The 13,982-nt window shown below is 71.8% G+C and carries 13 protein-coding genes; 3 read left to right on the forward strand and 10 right to left on the reverse strand.

Annotated features, from left to right (window positions below; all coding sequences use genetic code 11):
* Positions 1 to 165: 165 nt before the first annotated feature.
* A complete protein-coding gene (locus AB0D53_RS10595; RefSeq protein WP_329816760.1) occupies positions 166 to 1,806 on the reverse strand; it encodes a cation acetate symporter in 1,641 nt (546 codons plus the stop codon).
* Positions 1,803 to 2,171 carry a DUF485 domain-containing protein gene (locus tag AB0D53_RS10600; protein ID WP_362443108.1) on the reverse strand — a complete coding sequence of 123 codons (369 nt, stop codon included), beginning with the start codon at positions 2,169 to 2,171 and terminating at the stop codon, positions 1,803 to 1,805. Before AB0D53_RS10600 ends, AB0D53_RS10595 begins: the two co-directional genes overlap by 4 nt.
* 289 nt (positions 2,172 to 2,460) lie before the next feature.
* On the opposite strand from AB0D53_RS10600, the gene AB0D53_RS10605 reads away from it, so the two are divergent.
* The gene (locus AB0D53_RS10605; protein ID WP_362443111.1) at positions 2,461 to 3,996 is read left to right on the forward strand and encodes a S8 family serine peptidase; all 1,536 of its coding nucleotides are present in this window, start codon (positions 2,461 to 2,463) and stop codon (positions 3,994 to 3,996) included.
* 81 nt (positions 3,997 to 4,077) lie between these two features.
* Positions 4,078 to 5,499 carry a CoA transferase gene (locus AB0D53_RS10610; protein WP_362443114.1) on the forward strand — a complete coding sequence of 474 codons (1,422 nt, stop codon included), beginning with the start codon at positions 4,078 to 4,080 and terminating at the stop codon, positions 5,497 to 5,499.
* Here AB0D53_RS10610 and AB0D53_RS10615 read toward each other — a convergent pair.
* The 8 genes from AB0D53_RS10615 to AB0D53_RS10650 all read right to left on the reverse strand — a co-directional run bounded on the left by AB0D53_RS10615 (position 5,489) and on the right by AB0D53_RS10650 (position 13,165).
* On the reverse strand, positions 5,489 to 6,532 hold the full coding sequence (locus tag AB0D53_RS10615; protein ID WP_362443117.1) for a zinc-dependent alcohol dehydrogenase family protein: 1,044 nt from the start codon (positions 6,530 to 6,532) through the stop codon (positions 5,489 to 5,491). The genes AB0D53_RS10610 and AB0D53_RS10615 overlap by 11 nt on opposite strands.
* A 21-nt stretch (positions 6,533 to 6,553) precedes the next feature.
* A complete protein-coding gene (locus AB0D53_RS10620) occupies positions 6,554 to 7,243 on the reverse strand; it encodes a lysoplasmalogenase (protein WP_362443120.1) in 690 nt (229 codons plus the stop codon).
* Positions 7,240 to 8,112 (reverse strand): sterol desaturase family protein, encoded by an 873-nt coding sequence (locus AB0D53_RS10625; protein WP_362443123.1) that lies wholly within the window; start codon positions 8,110 to 8,112, stop codon positions 7,240 to 7,242. Before AB0D53_RS10625 ends, AB0D53_RS10620 begins: the two co-directional genes overlap by 4 nt.
* A 115-nt stretch (positions 8,113 to 8,227) precedes the next feature.
* Positions 8,228 to 8,941: a VIT family protein gene (locus AB0D53_RS10630; protein WP_362443126.1), complete on the reverse strand. Its 714-nt coding sequence runs from the start codon at positions 8,939 to 8,941 to the stop codon at positions 8,228 to 8,230.
* A 25-nt stretch (positions 8,942 to 8,966) separates the two neighbouring features.
* Positions 8,967 to 10,196, reverse strand: coding sequence for an amidohydrolase family protein (locus AB0D53_RS10635; protein WP_362443129.1), 1,230 nt, complete (start codon positions 10,194 to 10,196; stop codon positions 8,967 to 8,969).
* A complete protein-coding gene (locus tag AB0D53_RS10640) occupies positions 10,196 to 11,473 on the reverse strand; it encodes an amidohydrolase family protein (RefSeq protein WP_362443132.1) in 1,278 nt (425 codons plus the stop codon). Before AB0D53_RS10640 ends, AB0D53_RS10635 begins: the two co-directional genes overlap by 1 nt.
* Before the next feature lie 10 nt (positions 11,474 to 11,483).
* A complete protein-coding gene (locus tag AB0D53_RS10645; protein ID WP_362443135.1) occupies positions 11,484 to 12,368 on the reverse strand; it encodes an SDR family NAD(P)-dependent oxidoreductase in 885 nt (294 codons plus the stop codon).
* Entirely contained in the window at positions 12,365 to 13,165 is an 801-nt protein-coding gene (locus AB0D53_RS10650) for an acetoacetate decarboxylase family protein (RefSeq protein WP_362443138.1), read from the reverse strand. Before AB0D53_RS10650 ends, AB0D53_RS10645 begins: the two co-directional genes overlap by 4 nt.
* Before the next feature lie 142 nt (positions 13,166 to 13,307).
* Between AB0D53_RS10650 and AB0D53_RS10655 the strand changes: the two genes are divergently transcribed.
* On the forward strand, positions 13,308 to 13,982 hold the full coding sequence (locus tag AB0D53_RS10655; protein WP_362443141.1) for a TetR family transcriptional regulator: 675 nt from the start codon (positions 13,308 to 13,310) through the stop codon (positions 13,980 to 13,982).

The following is a 13,982-nucleotide window of genomic DNA, read 5'->3' on the forward strand; positions in this document are numbered from 1 at the left end:
TTCCCGGTGCCGGGCCCGGGCATCCGGCCGGCCCTTCCGGCTGACTCTTCCGAGACTACGCGAGAGCGGTGACATCGGCGGGGCCCGTTTGGCACGAGGAGCGGCGTGGCCGTGTCGTAGGACCCTACGACACGGCCACGGAGCGGGAACCCGGGAGCTGCCCGGTCAGTGTGCCCCGATGCCGGTGAGGGACTTGACCTCCAGCTCGGCGTACTTGCCCTTGTCCGGCGTCTCCTTCGAGAGGAGGGAGCCGATCCAGCCGAGCAGGAAGCCCAGCGGGATGGAGATCAGGCCGGGGTTCTCCAGCGGGAACCAGGCGAAGTCGACGCCCTTGAACATCGACGTCTTCGGGTTGCCGGAGACGACCGGCGAGAACAGCACCAGGATCACCGAGCTCGCCAGACCGCCGTAGATCGACCACAGCGCGCCCTGGGTGGTGAACCGCTTCCAGAACAGGCTGTAGAGGATGGTCGGCAGGTTGGCGGAGGCCGCGACGGCGAATGCGAGCGCCACCAGTCCGGCGACGTTCATGTCGCGGGCGAAGGCGCCCAGGAGGATCGCGACCGCGCCGATGAGGACGGTGGACCAGCGGGCGGCCCGCATCTCCTCCGCCTCGGTGGCCTTCCCCTTGCGGATGACGTTGGCGTAGATGTCGTGCGCGAAGGAGGACGAGGAGGCGAGGGTGAGCCCCGCAACGACGGCGAGGATGGTGGCGAAGGCGACCGCCGAGATCACCGCGAGCAGTACCGCGCCGCCGGTGGAGCCGACCCCGCCGAGGTATTCGGCGAGCTGCGGGGCCGCCGCGTTGCCTGCCGGGTTCTTCGCCTTGATCTCGTCGGGGCCGATGAGGGCGGCGGCACCGAAGCCGAGGGCGATCGTCATCAGGTAGAAGGCGCCGATGATGCCGATGGCCCAGTTGACGGACTTACGGGCGGCCTTGGCGGTCGGCACCGTGTAGAAGCGGATCAGGATGTGCGGCAGGCCGGCGGTGCCGAGGACCAGGGCGATGCCGAGGGAGAGGAAGTCCAGCTTCGAGGTGCCGGTGGCACCGTACTTGAGGCCGGGCTCCAGGAACGCCGCTCCGTGGCCGCTCTTCTCGGCGGCCGTGCCCAGCAGGTCGGAGATGTTGAAGTCGAACTTCAGCAGTACCAGGAAGGTCATCAGCAGGGCACCGGCGATGAGCAGTACGGCCTTGACCATCTGCACCCAGGTGGTGCCCTTCATGCCGCCGATGGTGACGTACACGATCATGAGTACGCCGACCAGCGCGACGATGAGGATCTTGCCCGCGTCGCTGGTGATGCCGAGGAGCAGCGAGACCAGGACGCCCGCGCCCGCCATCTGGGCCAGCAGGTAGAAGATCGAGACGACGATGGTGGAGACGCCGGAGGCGGTACGGACGGGGCGCTGGCGCATCCGGTAGGCGAGGACGTCGCCCATGGTGTAGCGGCCGGAGTTGCGCAGTGGTTCGGCGACCAGCAGCAGGGCGACCAGCCAGGCGACGAGGAAGCCGATCGAGTACAGGAAGCCGTCGTAGCCGAAGAGGGCGATGGCCCCGGCGATGCCGAGGAACGACGCGGCGGACATGTAGTCGCCGGACACCGCGAGCCCGTTCTGGAAGGCGGTGAACTGACGGCCGCCCGCGTAGAAGTCGGAGGCGCTGCGGGTCTGCCGTCCGGCCCAGACGGTGATGCCCAGGGTCGCGGCGACGAACACGGCGAAGAGCGTGATGATCAGCGGCCGGTGCTCGGTGGTCGAGGAGGCGGCCAGCTGAAGGACGGGGTGCGAGTGGTACGCGGCGCTCATGCGTCGGCCTCCATACGGGACTTGATGGCCTCGGCCTTCGGGTCGAGCTTCGCGGCGGCGTGCCGGGAGTAGAACCAGGCGATGAGGAAGGTGGTGACGAACTGGGCGAGGCCGAACACGAAGGCCACGTTGATGTTGCTGTACACCTTGGTGCCCATGAAGCCGCCCGCGTAGTTGGACAGCAGCACGTAGAGCAGGTACCAGAGGACGAAGGCGATGGTCAGCGGGAAGGCGAACGAACGGTACGAGCGGCGCAGTTCGCCGAACTCCGCGCTCTCCTGCACCGCGGTGAACGCCTCGGTCGTGGGCTGGGCAGGGCGGGTGTCCGTACTGGCCTCGGGCGGCGGCGGTGCATCGGTAGCCACGGAATCTCCTCGCGACGCGGGTGCGGTGGTGTCGGTGACGGTGGATCGCACGGGGAAGGCTCGGTACCGGGGTGTCGGTGCACCTCCCCCGACAACGGCACGGAGAGCGCGGCGGAGCGGTTCACCGCCGCCGCGTACTTCTCCCGTGCGCCGTTTCGTGCCCGTCCGGCCCAATTCGGAGCTGCGAACTCATTGATCAGCGGGGATGATCAGCGATAACTTCACTGGTCATGTACGCGACCGGGCACGCCCGTGTCCGGTCGACCGGTACGGATGATGTGGAGACCCCATGGCTCATCTGGGATCCAGACGGACGCGCGCACTCACGTTGCCCGTCGGATTGGCCCTCACGGCCTCGCTCGGCTTCCTGCCGACGGGTGCCGCCTCTGCCGCACCCGTGGACGCGCAGCCCACGGCAGCGGTGTCGACGGACGGACCGAAGCTCTCCTACGTGGTCAACACGCGGGGCGGTCATGGGACCGTCAAGCAGGTGAAGAAGGCGATAGCCGAGGCCGGCGGCACGGTGGTGGTCGCCTACGAGCAGATCGGCGTCATCGTCGTCCACTCGCAGAACCCGGACTTCGCGAAGACGGTCCGCCGGGTCAAGGGTGTCGATTCGGCAGGGGCCACCCGCACCAACCCCATCGTTCCCCAGGCCACCACGGACACCGGGGCCGAGCAGCCGCTCACCGCCGCGCAGGCGAAGGCCGCGGCGGCGGAGGCGACGGGCGACCAGGACCCGATGGAGCCCCTGCAGTGGGATCTGCCCGCCATCAAGGCGGACCAGGCGCACAAGAAGACGCTGGGCAGCCGCAAGGTCACGGTCGCGGTCATCGACACGGGTGTCGACGACACCCACCCCGACCTGGCGCCGAACTTCGACCGCGCGGCGTCGGCGAGCTGTGTCTCCGGAGCCCCGGACACCACGGACGGCGCCTGGCGTTCGGCGCCCACCGAGAGCAACCACGGCACGCATGTCGCGGGCACCATCGCCGCCGCGAAGAACGGCGTCGGGGTCACCGGGGTCGCGCCGGGCGTCAAGGTCGCCGGCATCAAGGTGGCGAACCCGGACGGCTTCTTCTACACCGAGTCGATCGTCTGCGGCTTCGTCTGGGCCGCCGAGCACGGTGTCGATGTCACCAACAACAGCTATTACACCGACCCGTGGATGTTCAACTGCAAGAACGACCCGGACCAGGGCGCCCTGGCCGAGGCCGTCGCGCGCGCCACGCGTTACGCGGAGAGCAAGGGCACGGTCAACATCGCCTCGGCCGGCAACAGCAGCTTCGATCTGGCCTCCGACGCGATCGAGGACACCACCAGCCCGAACGACACCTCGGCCGTCACCCGGACGATCGACCCGAGCAAGTGCCTCGACATCCCGGCGCAGCTGCCGGGCGTCGTGACGGTCTCCGCGACCGGCGCCAAGGGCCTGAAGGCCTCGTACTCGAACTACGGGAACGGCGTCATCGACGTCGCGGCCCCGGGCGGCGACTCCACGGTCTACCAGACGCCCGCCCCGCCGGCCACCAGCGGACTGATCCTGTCCACGCTGCCGGACGGCAAGTACGGCTACAAGGCCGGTACGTCGATGGCCTCCCCCCATGTCGCGGGTGTCGCGGCCCTGATCAAGTCGACGCACCCGCACGCCTCGGCGGCCGCGGTGAAGGCGCTGCTGCTCGCCGAGGCCGACGCCACGGCGTGCGGTGCCCCGTACGACATCGACAACGACGGCAAGATCGACGCCGTCTGCGAGGGCGGCAAGAACCGCAACGGCTTCTACGGTGCCGGTGTGGTGAACGCGTTGAACGCGGTCCGCTGGTAGCGGGACGCGGCTCGCGGCGGGAGGGACTTCGAGGGGGCGGAGCCCCTCCCGCCTGATGGCACTCAGTGCCATAGTGTGTGGATGACTCATGCAGCGAAGTCCGGTACGGAGCAGGCCTGGGCGGCGCTCGGCGGTGATCCCGCGCTTCTCGCGCACATCACGACGGACGGCCCCGGCGCACTGCTCCCCGCCCGGCTGCCGGTCATGGAGCTGGCCCGTTCCGCCGTCGCGGTCTGCTCGCTGGCCGCCGCCGAGCTGACCGCGCGCCGCACCGCGGGACCGGTGCCCCGGGTCCGGGTCGACGAGGGCGCGGTGGCCACGGCCTTCACCAGCGAGCGTCATCTGCGGATCGACGGGCGCGCGCCGGTCAACTTCGCCCCGCTGTCCCGGTTCTGGCGCACCGCGGACGGCTGGGTCCGGACGCACGCCAACTACCCGCACCACCGGGCCCGGTTGCTCGCCACGCTGGGCCTGTCCCCGAAGACCCCGGACGACATCGCCGTGGACACCGTCGCCGCCTCGTTCACCGGGCGCCGGAGCGACGAGATCGAGCGGACGGTGTACGAGGCGGGCGGCCTGGCCGTGGCCGCCCGTACGCCCGGCCGGTGGGCGGCGGAACCGCAGGGCGCCGCGGTCACGGGCACGCCGCTGGTGGTCCGGGAGCGCATCGACGGCGCACCGGTGCGCCGGACGGCGCCGCTCGCCGCTGAACCGCTGCTGCCCGCCGCCGGGTTGCGGGTGCTCGATCTCACCCGGGTGATCGCGGGGCCGGTCGCCACCCGCACGCTCGCGCTGCTCGGCGCGGACGTGGTGAGGATCGACGCCCCGCAGCTCCCGGAGAGCCCGGACGCGCACAGCGACACCGGTTTCGGGAAGCGGTCGGTGGACCTGGATCTCTCCGGCCGTGCGGGGGCGGCCGCGTTCGACCGGCTGCTGGCCGACGCGGACGTGGTCGTCATCGGCTACCGGCCCGGGGCGTTCGAGCGGTTCGGGCTGACCCCCGAGTCCCTGGCCGCGCGCAGGCCCGGGCTGGTGATCGCGCGGCTCTCGGCCTGGGGGCACGGTCCGTGGGCCGGGCGGCGCGGCTTCGACAGCCTGGTCCAGGTGGCCACCGGCATCGCGTCGGCCGAGGCCGGCGCCGGACCCGGGGGCCCGCCCGGTGCGCTGCCCGCCCAGGCGCTCGACCACGGCACCGGCTATCTGCTGGCCGCCGCCGTGCTGCGGGCGCTGACCGAGCAGCACGACGAGGGCGGCTCCCGGACCGCGACACTCTCGCTGGCCCGTACCGCCTCCTGGCTGCTCGACGAGCTGCCCGCCCGGCAGGAACCCGGCCCCGGCACCGGGGCCTCGTACGAGCCGGAGAAGTGGCTCACGGAGACGGACGGCCCGCTGGGCCGGCTGCGGCACGCGGTGCCACCGGTCGCCTTCGAGGGTTCGCCCGCCGGCTGGTCGCGCCCGCCCGGCCCGCTGGGGGCGGACGCGGCCGCCTGGCTCACGGCTTGATGAGCACCTTCAGCGCGGTGCGCGCGTCCATCGCCTTGTACCCCGCCGGGACGTCGTCGAGGCCGACGGTCAGGTCGAAGACGGGCGAGGGGTCGATCGTGCCGGACAGGACGTCGGGCAGCAGTTCCGGGATGTAGGTGCGCACGGGGGCGACTCCGCCGCGCAGCGCGATGTTCCGGTCGAACATCACGCCGAGGTCCAGGCCGGTGCCGCTGCCGTGCGGCACGCCGACGTAGCCGATGGAGCCGCCGTCGCGGGTGATCCCGACGGCGGTGCGCATCGACTGCTCGGTGCCGACGGCCTCGATCACGGCGTGCGCGCCCTCGCCGCCGAGCAGGTCCCGTACGGCTTCGACGGCCGCCTCGCCGCGTTCGGCGACGACGTCCGTGGCACCGAAGGTGCGGGCGATGTCCGTGCGCGCCCGGTGGCGGCCGAGGGCGATGATCCGCTCGGCGCCGAGCCGCTTGGCGGCCATGACGCCGCACAGTCCGACCGCCCCGTCACCGACGACCGCGACCGTGGAACCGGGCCTCACGCCCGCGCCGACGGCGGCGTGGTGTCCGGTGCCGAGCACGTCGGACAGGGCCAGGAGCGCGGTGAGCAGGTGGTCGTCGGCGGCCGCGGCGGCGGGCAGCTTGATCAGCGTGCCGTCGGCGAACGGGACGCGCACGGCCTCGCCCTGCCCGCCGTCGGAGCCGGCCGAGCCCCAGAAGCCGCCCTGCGGGCAGGAGGTCGTCAGCCCCTCGGCGCAGTGGGCACAGGTGCCGTCGGACCAGACGAACGGGGCGACGACGAGGTCGCCGACGGCGAAGCCGGCCACCGCGGAGCCCGCCTCCTCGACGATCCCGAGGAACTCGTGCCCGATGCGCTGACCGGGCTCGCGGGCGGATTCCCCGCGGTACGCCCACAGGTCGCTGCCGCAGATGCAGGCCCGCAGGACCCGGACCACCACATCGGTGGGCTGCTGGACGGACGGGTCGGGCACCTCCTGCACGCGTATGTCGTGGGGGGCGTGGATGACGGTGGCGCGCATGCGTGGGGGTCCTTGCAGATCTCAGGTGCCGATAACCCGTTCACGGTACGCCCCCGGGGCCGCACCAGCCCATTTCGGTCCCGGTGCGAGGATTCCGACGGTCAGCAGGAACTGCGCCGCGATGTAGGTGAGCATCACCCAGAAGCCGGGCGCGGGCAGCTGCGGCCAGTCCGCGATGCCGGTGGCGATCAGCGCGTCGGAGAGCAGGAAGAGCGCCCCGCCGGTGGCCGCGTACCGGCCGAGGGCGCCGGCCCGGTACGCCATCGCCGTGAGCAGCAGGCTGTATCCGGTCATCGGGATCCGCAGCTCGGCGGGGAGTCCGGGCCAGAGCAGGGCGATGAAGGCGGTCAGGACGACGACGTAGACGAGCCCGGCGGGCACCGAGCCGCGGGCCCGCCCGAAGTACCAGAGGTAGCAGACGTGCCCGACGGCGAAGGAGCCCATCCCGACGAGGAAGGCGGCATCGGCGTCGGCCAGCAGGAACGTGTCGCCGCCCCAGCCGAACAGCAGCGCCGCGACGAGCAGCCGGGGCCCGCGCCGGGCGGCGGCGTACCCGGCCAGCAGCGGCATCAGCAGGGGCTTGGCGACGAGGTGGGCGGCCTGGACATCGGCGAGCAGGCCGGCGAGGTCGACGGCCGAGGCCACGAGGAAGGCGATGAGCAGCGGGCGTACGAGACGCTCCCGCCGGCCGGGGGCGGTGCCGGCGCTCATCCGGTGTGCTCCGGGGCAGCCGTGCGGACGGCCCGGCGGGCCGGCTGCCAGCCTGGCCCGCGGAAGATCCGCCCGGCCCGCTCGCTCCAGCTGTCCGCCGAGCGCACGTCACGGGCGATGGCGGCGTACTCGTGGGTGGCGACACGCAGCGGGTTGAAGGTGTCGATGTTCTTGGTGAGCCCGAACACGGGCCGCTCGGTCTCGGCGGTGAAGGACCCGAAGAGCCGGTCCCACAGGATCAGGATGCCGCCGAAGTTGCGGTCCAGGTAGCCGCCCTGCGAGGCGTGGTGCACCCGGTGGTGGGAGGGCGTGTTCAGTACGTACTCGAAGGGCCTGGGGAGCTTGTCGACGCGCTCCGTGTGCACCCAGAACTGGTAGACGAGGTTCGCCGACGAGCAGAAGGCGAGCGCGGCCGGATGGACCCCGCACGCGATCATCGGCAGGTAGAACGGCCAGACGGTCAGCGAGGTCCAGGGCTGGCGCAGCGCCGTGGAGAGGTTGAACTTCCGGCTGGAGTGGTGGACCACGTGGCAGGCCCAGAGGATCCGGATGACGTGGTGACCGCGGTGGGACCAGTAGTAGAAGAAGTCCTGGGCGAGCAGCATCAGCAGGACGGTCCACCAGAGCACGGGGACGCGGAGCGGAGTCAGTTCGTGGACCGCGGTGTAGATCGCGACGATGGGCACTTTCCACAGCAGGTCGAAGACCAGGCTGCCCAGCCCCATGGTGATGCTGGTGACGGCGTCCTTCGCCTCGTATCCGGCGGCGTCCTCGTCGGGGTGGAAGTGGTGGAGGGCCATTTCCAGAACAGTGAGCAGGACGAAGGCCGGTATGGACCAGAGCACTACATCGGGCAGGTTCGTCGGCATGCCAGCACCGTAGAGCCGCAGGTCGGCCGGGCACCAGACGTTGTTACCAACAAGTATGCGAGACGCGGTGTCAGCAGTCTTTGGTGACTTCCGCCAAACGCGGCCGCGTACGGCCCTACACCCCCACCGCCCCCAGCAACTCCCCCGCCCCATAGGTGACCGCCATCGCCAGCGCTCCCCCGCCCATGTTCCGCAGCACCGCCGGCCCCACCCTCGCCTCGCCCAGGCGGGCGCTCCACCAGCCGGTGAGGGCCAGAGCCGCGAGTACCGACAGGACGGTCACCAGGAGCCGCACCGACGAGGGCGGCAGCACGATCGCCAGCAGCGGCAGCAGCGCGCCCACCGTGAAGGCCAGGAAGCTCGCGCCCGCCGCGTGCCACGGGTTCGTCAGCTCGTCCGGGTCGATGCCCAGCTCGACCTCCGCATGGGCGCGCAGCGCATCGCGTTCGGTGAGCTGGAGGGCGGCCTCCCGGGCGACGTCCCGGCTCAGCCCCTTGCCCTCCAGCAGGCCGGTCAGCTCTTCGAGTTCCGCCTCCGGGGCCTCCTTCAGCTCCCGTTTCTCCGTCGCGAGGGCGGCCCGCTCCGAATCGCGCTGGGTGGAGACCGAGACGTACTCGCCCGCGGCCATCGACATGGAGCCGGCCAGCAGCCCGGCCAGGCCCGCCGTGAGCAGGGCACCGCGGTCGCCGGTGGCGCCGGCCACGCCGACGACCAGGCCCGCGGTGGAGACCACACCGTCATTGGCGCCGAGGACCGCGGCGCGCAGCCAGTTCAGCCGTGCGCCGAGGCCGTTGCCGTGCGGTTCGTCGTGCGTCCGGATTTCCGTCACCCGGGGATGGTCTCACCCCGCACGGTCACCAGACGCGGACCGACCCGCCCGGTGCGAAGGCCGGGCTGGTCGCGCCGGCCGGGACCTCCTTGAGCGGCTCGGCGATCTCCTCGACCGTCGGGCCGACCTCCGCCGCGATGCGGTCGAGCGCCGGCAGGTCGAAGCCGTAGACGCGGGCCGCGTTGCCGCCGGTCATCGCCGCGACCTCCTCGGGCGGCAGACCCGCGTACGCGATCCGCAGGCCCTCCCGCGAGTACGGGGCGGTGCCCTCGTCGTGCGGATAGTCGCTGCCCCACATGATCTTGTCGAGGCCGATCCGGTCGCGCAGCGGCACCTCGTGGGGCCTCATGAAGCTGGCGCCCACGTAGCAGTTGTCGCGCCAGACCTCGCTCGGGCTCGCTCCCATCGAGGCGGCGAGGCCCGCACCGAACCTGGATTCGGCGGTGGTCGCCCGGGTCGCCGCCGCGACCAGGCGGCCGTGGTAGTAGTCGAGCATCTCGACGACACCCGGGATCCAGCCGGAGCCCTGTTCGGTGAGGACCAGTCTCAGTCCGGGGTGGCGGCGGAAGGCCCCGCCGAACACCAGGTGCCACAGCGCCCGGTGGGAGAACCAGGTCGTCTCCACCATGAAGACGGCACGGGCCGCCGGTTCGTCGCCGAGCGGCGGTGAGGCCGAGCCGCCGTGGTGGTTCACGGGTACGTCCAGCTCCTCGCAGACCGCCCACAGCGGGTCGTACGCCTGCGAGTACAGCTCGGGAACACCGGAGCCGGGCGGTGCGCCGGGCAGCAGGACGCCGCCGGTGAGGCCCGCGGCCCTGGTGCGGCGGACCTCGCGGACCGCTTCCGCCGGGTCGTTGAGGAGGATCTGTGCGACACCCGCGCGCCGGCCCGGCGCCTGCGCGCAGAAGTCGGCGAGCCAGCGGTTGTGGGCGCGCAGACCGGCCCAGCGCTGTTCGTACTCCGTCCGCGACGGCGCGGGCGCCATCAGGGAGGCGGAGGGGAAGAACGGCGGAATGGTGTTGGGGAAGACGACCTCCGCGACGATGCCGTCCGCCTCCAGCTCGGCGAGGCGGCGCTCCGAGTTCCAGTTGCGGTCGGCGGTTTCGGCGACCAGGTCCTCGTACGGGTTGACGTAGGCCGCCGCCCAGGCGTCGAAGTCCTCGTGGTGCTTCGACTCCAGGTAGGGCCTGTAGTCCAGGAGGTCCGCTCCGGCATGGCAGTCGGCGGAGATGACGGTGTAGCGCTCGCCGGGCATCAGCCGGCCCCCAGGACCGGGAAGTCGTGGCCGGTCAGCCAGTGCCGGCCCACGTCGCGCGACCTGGCCCAGGACGCCTCCACCGCCGCCTGGTCGGCGCTCTGGCCGAGGTCCCCGGGTGTGGGGCCGATGCGCTCGGCGACCGGGGCGAGCTTGGCCGTGTCGAAGCCGAAGACCTCGGCGGCGGCGAGGCCCAGCATGCGGCGGGTCTCGGCGACGGGGATGTCGTGGAAGGTGTCGCGCAGCCACCGGGCGGTGTTCGGCCAGGTGCCCTCGGGGTGCGGGAAGTCGCTGCCCCACAGGATGTTGTCGACGCCGATCTCGTACCGCTGGGCGAGTTCGCGGCGTTTGGTGTTGGTGGCGCAGATGAAGACCTGGCGGTCGAGGTACTCGTGCGGGGGCCGCTTCAGTTCGGCGAACGGGGAGAGCTTCTTGCCGCCGTGGGCGCCGAGGTAGAGGCGGTCCATGAACCAGAGAAGGTTCGGCAGCCACCAGCAGCCGGACTCGGCGACGCCGAACCTCAGCCCGGGATGGCGTTCGAAGGCGCCCGACCAGAGCAGGAACCAGAGCGGGCGGGAGGGCCACCAGGTGACCTCGGAGACGTAGATCCCGAGGTGGTCGCCGTACTCGTGGCGCGGGGCCGCCCCGGAGTGCGTGACCACCGGCATCGCCGTCTCGGCGGCGGCCGCCCACACGGGGTCGTAACGGCGGTCGTGGTACGGGGCCTTGTCCACCCACATGGAGGGGATCATGAGCGCACCGAGCCCGGACTCCTTGGCCCGGTGGATCTCCGCGACGACCCGGTCGACCTCGCCGGTGACGGGCAGCAGGGCGACCCCGCAGTGGCGTTCGGGGTTCTGCGAGACGAAGTCGGCGAGCCAGCGGTTGTGTGCCTGCGCGCCCGCCATGCCCAGTTCGGGGTCCTGATCGCCGGAGAGCCCGAGGCCCACGCCGAACGGGGCGGCGGTCCGGCTGTCGACGGCGTCCGCGTCCGGGAAGACGACCTCGGCCGCCACCCCGTCGCCGTCCAGTTCCTTCAGGCGCCGGGCGGCGTCCCAACCGCCCTTCAGCCCTTCCTCGTTGTCGTGGAACCACTTGTCGGCGAAGGCCTCGTTGCGTACGCCGAGGCGGGTCATCTCCTCGCGGCGGCGGTCGCGTCCGGCGAGGAAGCCGTCGAAGTCCCGGTGGAAGCGGGAATCGAGGTAGGGCCGGTACTCCTCCGTGGGCAGCCCGGCGTGGCAGTCGGAGGAGATGATCAGGTAAGGGTCGTCGGTCATCGCTCGCTCCTCAGTCGAGTATGAAACTCTCCAGGTACGACGGGTCCGCCCGCTCCAGCATCGACTGCGACCTGGCGCGGATCTGCCGGTCGCTGTGCTCGCTGTCGGGCAGCATCCAGAAGCGGCCGGCGCGTATCCCGTCCACGACGGTCCCCGCGACGTCCTCCACCGGGGTGAACTCCACCGCGTGGCCCGCCGCCCGCATGGCGGACTCCCACTGGTCGAGGCTGCGGTACGGGGTCCTGCGCGGGCGCTCCTTGGCGTACCGTTCCGGCCGGTTGCGGTGCGACTCCCACAGCCCGGTACGGAGCATGTGCGGGCCGGGGAAGAGCACCGAGGCGCCGACCGGCGCGCCCTCCGCCTTCAGATGCGCGTACAGCGACTCGGTCATCGTGACGACCGCGGACTTGGTGACCGCGTACACGGAGGCGGTCGGCAGCGGGGCGATCCCGCCGTCCCCGGACGAGGTGTTGACGACGTGGCCGGGGCCGCCGCCCGCGATCATGCGGGGCACGAACGCCTGGATGCCGTGGAAGACGCCCCAGACGTTGACCGCGAACGCCCACTTCCAGTCGTTCGGTTCGTGCTCCCACATCCGGCCCTCGGCCCCCGAGCCGACACCGGCGTTGTTGCACAGCACATGCACGGCGCCGAAGGCGTCGTACGCGGCTTCGGCCAGGGCCTGCACGGAGTCGCGTTCACCGACGTCGACGACCCTGGCCAGTACCCGAGCACCGTCCTGGCGCAGTTCGCCCGCCGCCTCGTCGAGCGCGTCCTCCTCCACATCGGCGAGGACCACCTTCAGCCCCTCGGCGGCGAACCTGCGTGCCATCGCCAGGCCGATGCCGCTCGCGGCGCCGGTGACGACGGCGACCTGCCCCTCCTCCAGCCTCATCGGGCGCTCCCTTCCGGCGGGCCGTCGTGGATCTGCTGCGGGTCGTCGTAGCGCTGGTGGATGTAGGGCAGCAGGGCCTTCGCGCTCACCCGCTCCACGGCCCTGCCCCGCTGGTCGCTGGTCTTCTCGCCGATGGTGAGTTCGACCAGCCGCCGTACGGGGAGGTCGGCGACCGGGTCGTACACCGACTCGCGCAGCACCACGTCGCCCGAGAGGCGTTCCAGGCGGCGGACCTTCTCGTGGCGGGTGCAGTGGATCAGCACGGGGTCGGAGTCGAAGCCCTCGCCGTCCACGGCGGGCAGGAACTTGAAGTAGAAGTCGAGTTTGCCGGCCGGTTCGGGCAGCGGGAGCGGCTCGCCGACCGCGCCGCACACCTCGACGAACTCGATGCCGTGCCGGGCGAGCGCGGCCCGGACGACGAGGCCGTCGCGTTCGACGGTCACCTCGCCGAGCTTCTTCGGCTCGCCGAACACCTCGCGTCCGCCGGTCAGCGCCCGTTCATGGGTCATCGGCATGACGAGCGGATACCAGCCCTGGTGGCCGTCGTGGACCGCCGCGACGGCGACCGAGCCCGCGCCGAGCGGGTAGCCGGGGAGTTCTACCGTACTGATACTGGCCCGGACGAGCGGGCGCTCAGCGGGCTCGAGGGGTGGCGGCAGGACGGCCGCCACCGCGTCGGGGTCGCTCTCCCAGAGGGCCACCACGCCGGTGGACCAGATGTCGGGGAGCCGGGAGCGGGCCGCGCGGGCCGCCGCGATCTCGGCCTCGGTGCGCGCGCCGTACCGTACGCGTGCCATGTCGTACCACCCTTCTCGGTCGTCCGTGAATCGGTTCTCCGTGTCTCGGTTCTCCGCGCCGGGTTCTGTAACACAGTTACACCGACGTCGATGAAGGGTAAATAGGCATGCACGTAACGGAGTTCGAGAATCAAGGAGCACTGTGGCGCGATCGCCGCTGACCCGCGAAGGGGTCCTGGACACGGCCGCCGCCCTGGTGAAGCGGCACGGTCCGCAGGCCCTCACCATGCGTGCCCTGGCCGCGGAACTGGGCACCGCGGTGACATCGATCTACTGGCACGTCGGCAACCGCGAATCGCTGCTGGACGCCCTCGTCGAGCGCACCGTGCGGGAGATGGGCACCCTCCGGCCGGCCGGGCGGACACCGGCGGCCCGCATCGTCTCGGTCGCCCGGGGCCTGCGCCGCCAACTGCGCGCCAGGCCGCACCTGATCGCGATGGTCCACGAACGAGGGCTCACCGAGCGGATGTTCCTGCCCGCGCAGCAGGCCCTCGTCCACGAGGTGCACGCCGCGGGGCTGCGCGGGGCACGGGCGGCGGCAGCGGTGCGGGCGGTGCAGTTCCAGACCGTCGGCTTCCTGCTCGTCGAGCGCAACCGGGAACGGTCCCCCGTCCAGTCGCCCGGCGAGGGCGACCTGTGGACCGTGTCCGCCGCGGACGACGATCCGGCGCTGGCCCGCGCGCTGGCCCGGCCCGCCGACCCGGACCGGCTGTTCGAGGATTCCGTACGGGCCCTGGTCGAAGGACTGCTGGCAGGCCCCCCGCGACGGGGGGTGCGCGGCGGAACCGGTACGCAGGAGCGGGAGACGGCCGAATAG

It is taken from the genome of Streptomyces sp. NPDC048295, assembly GCF_040652135.1.
In the GTDB taxonomy this organism is placed as follows: Bacteria; Actinomycetota; Actinomycetes; order Streptomycetales; family Streptomycetaceae; genus Streptomyces.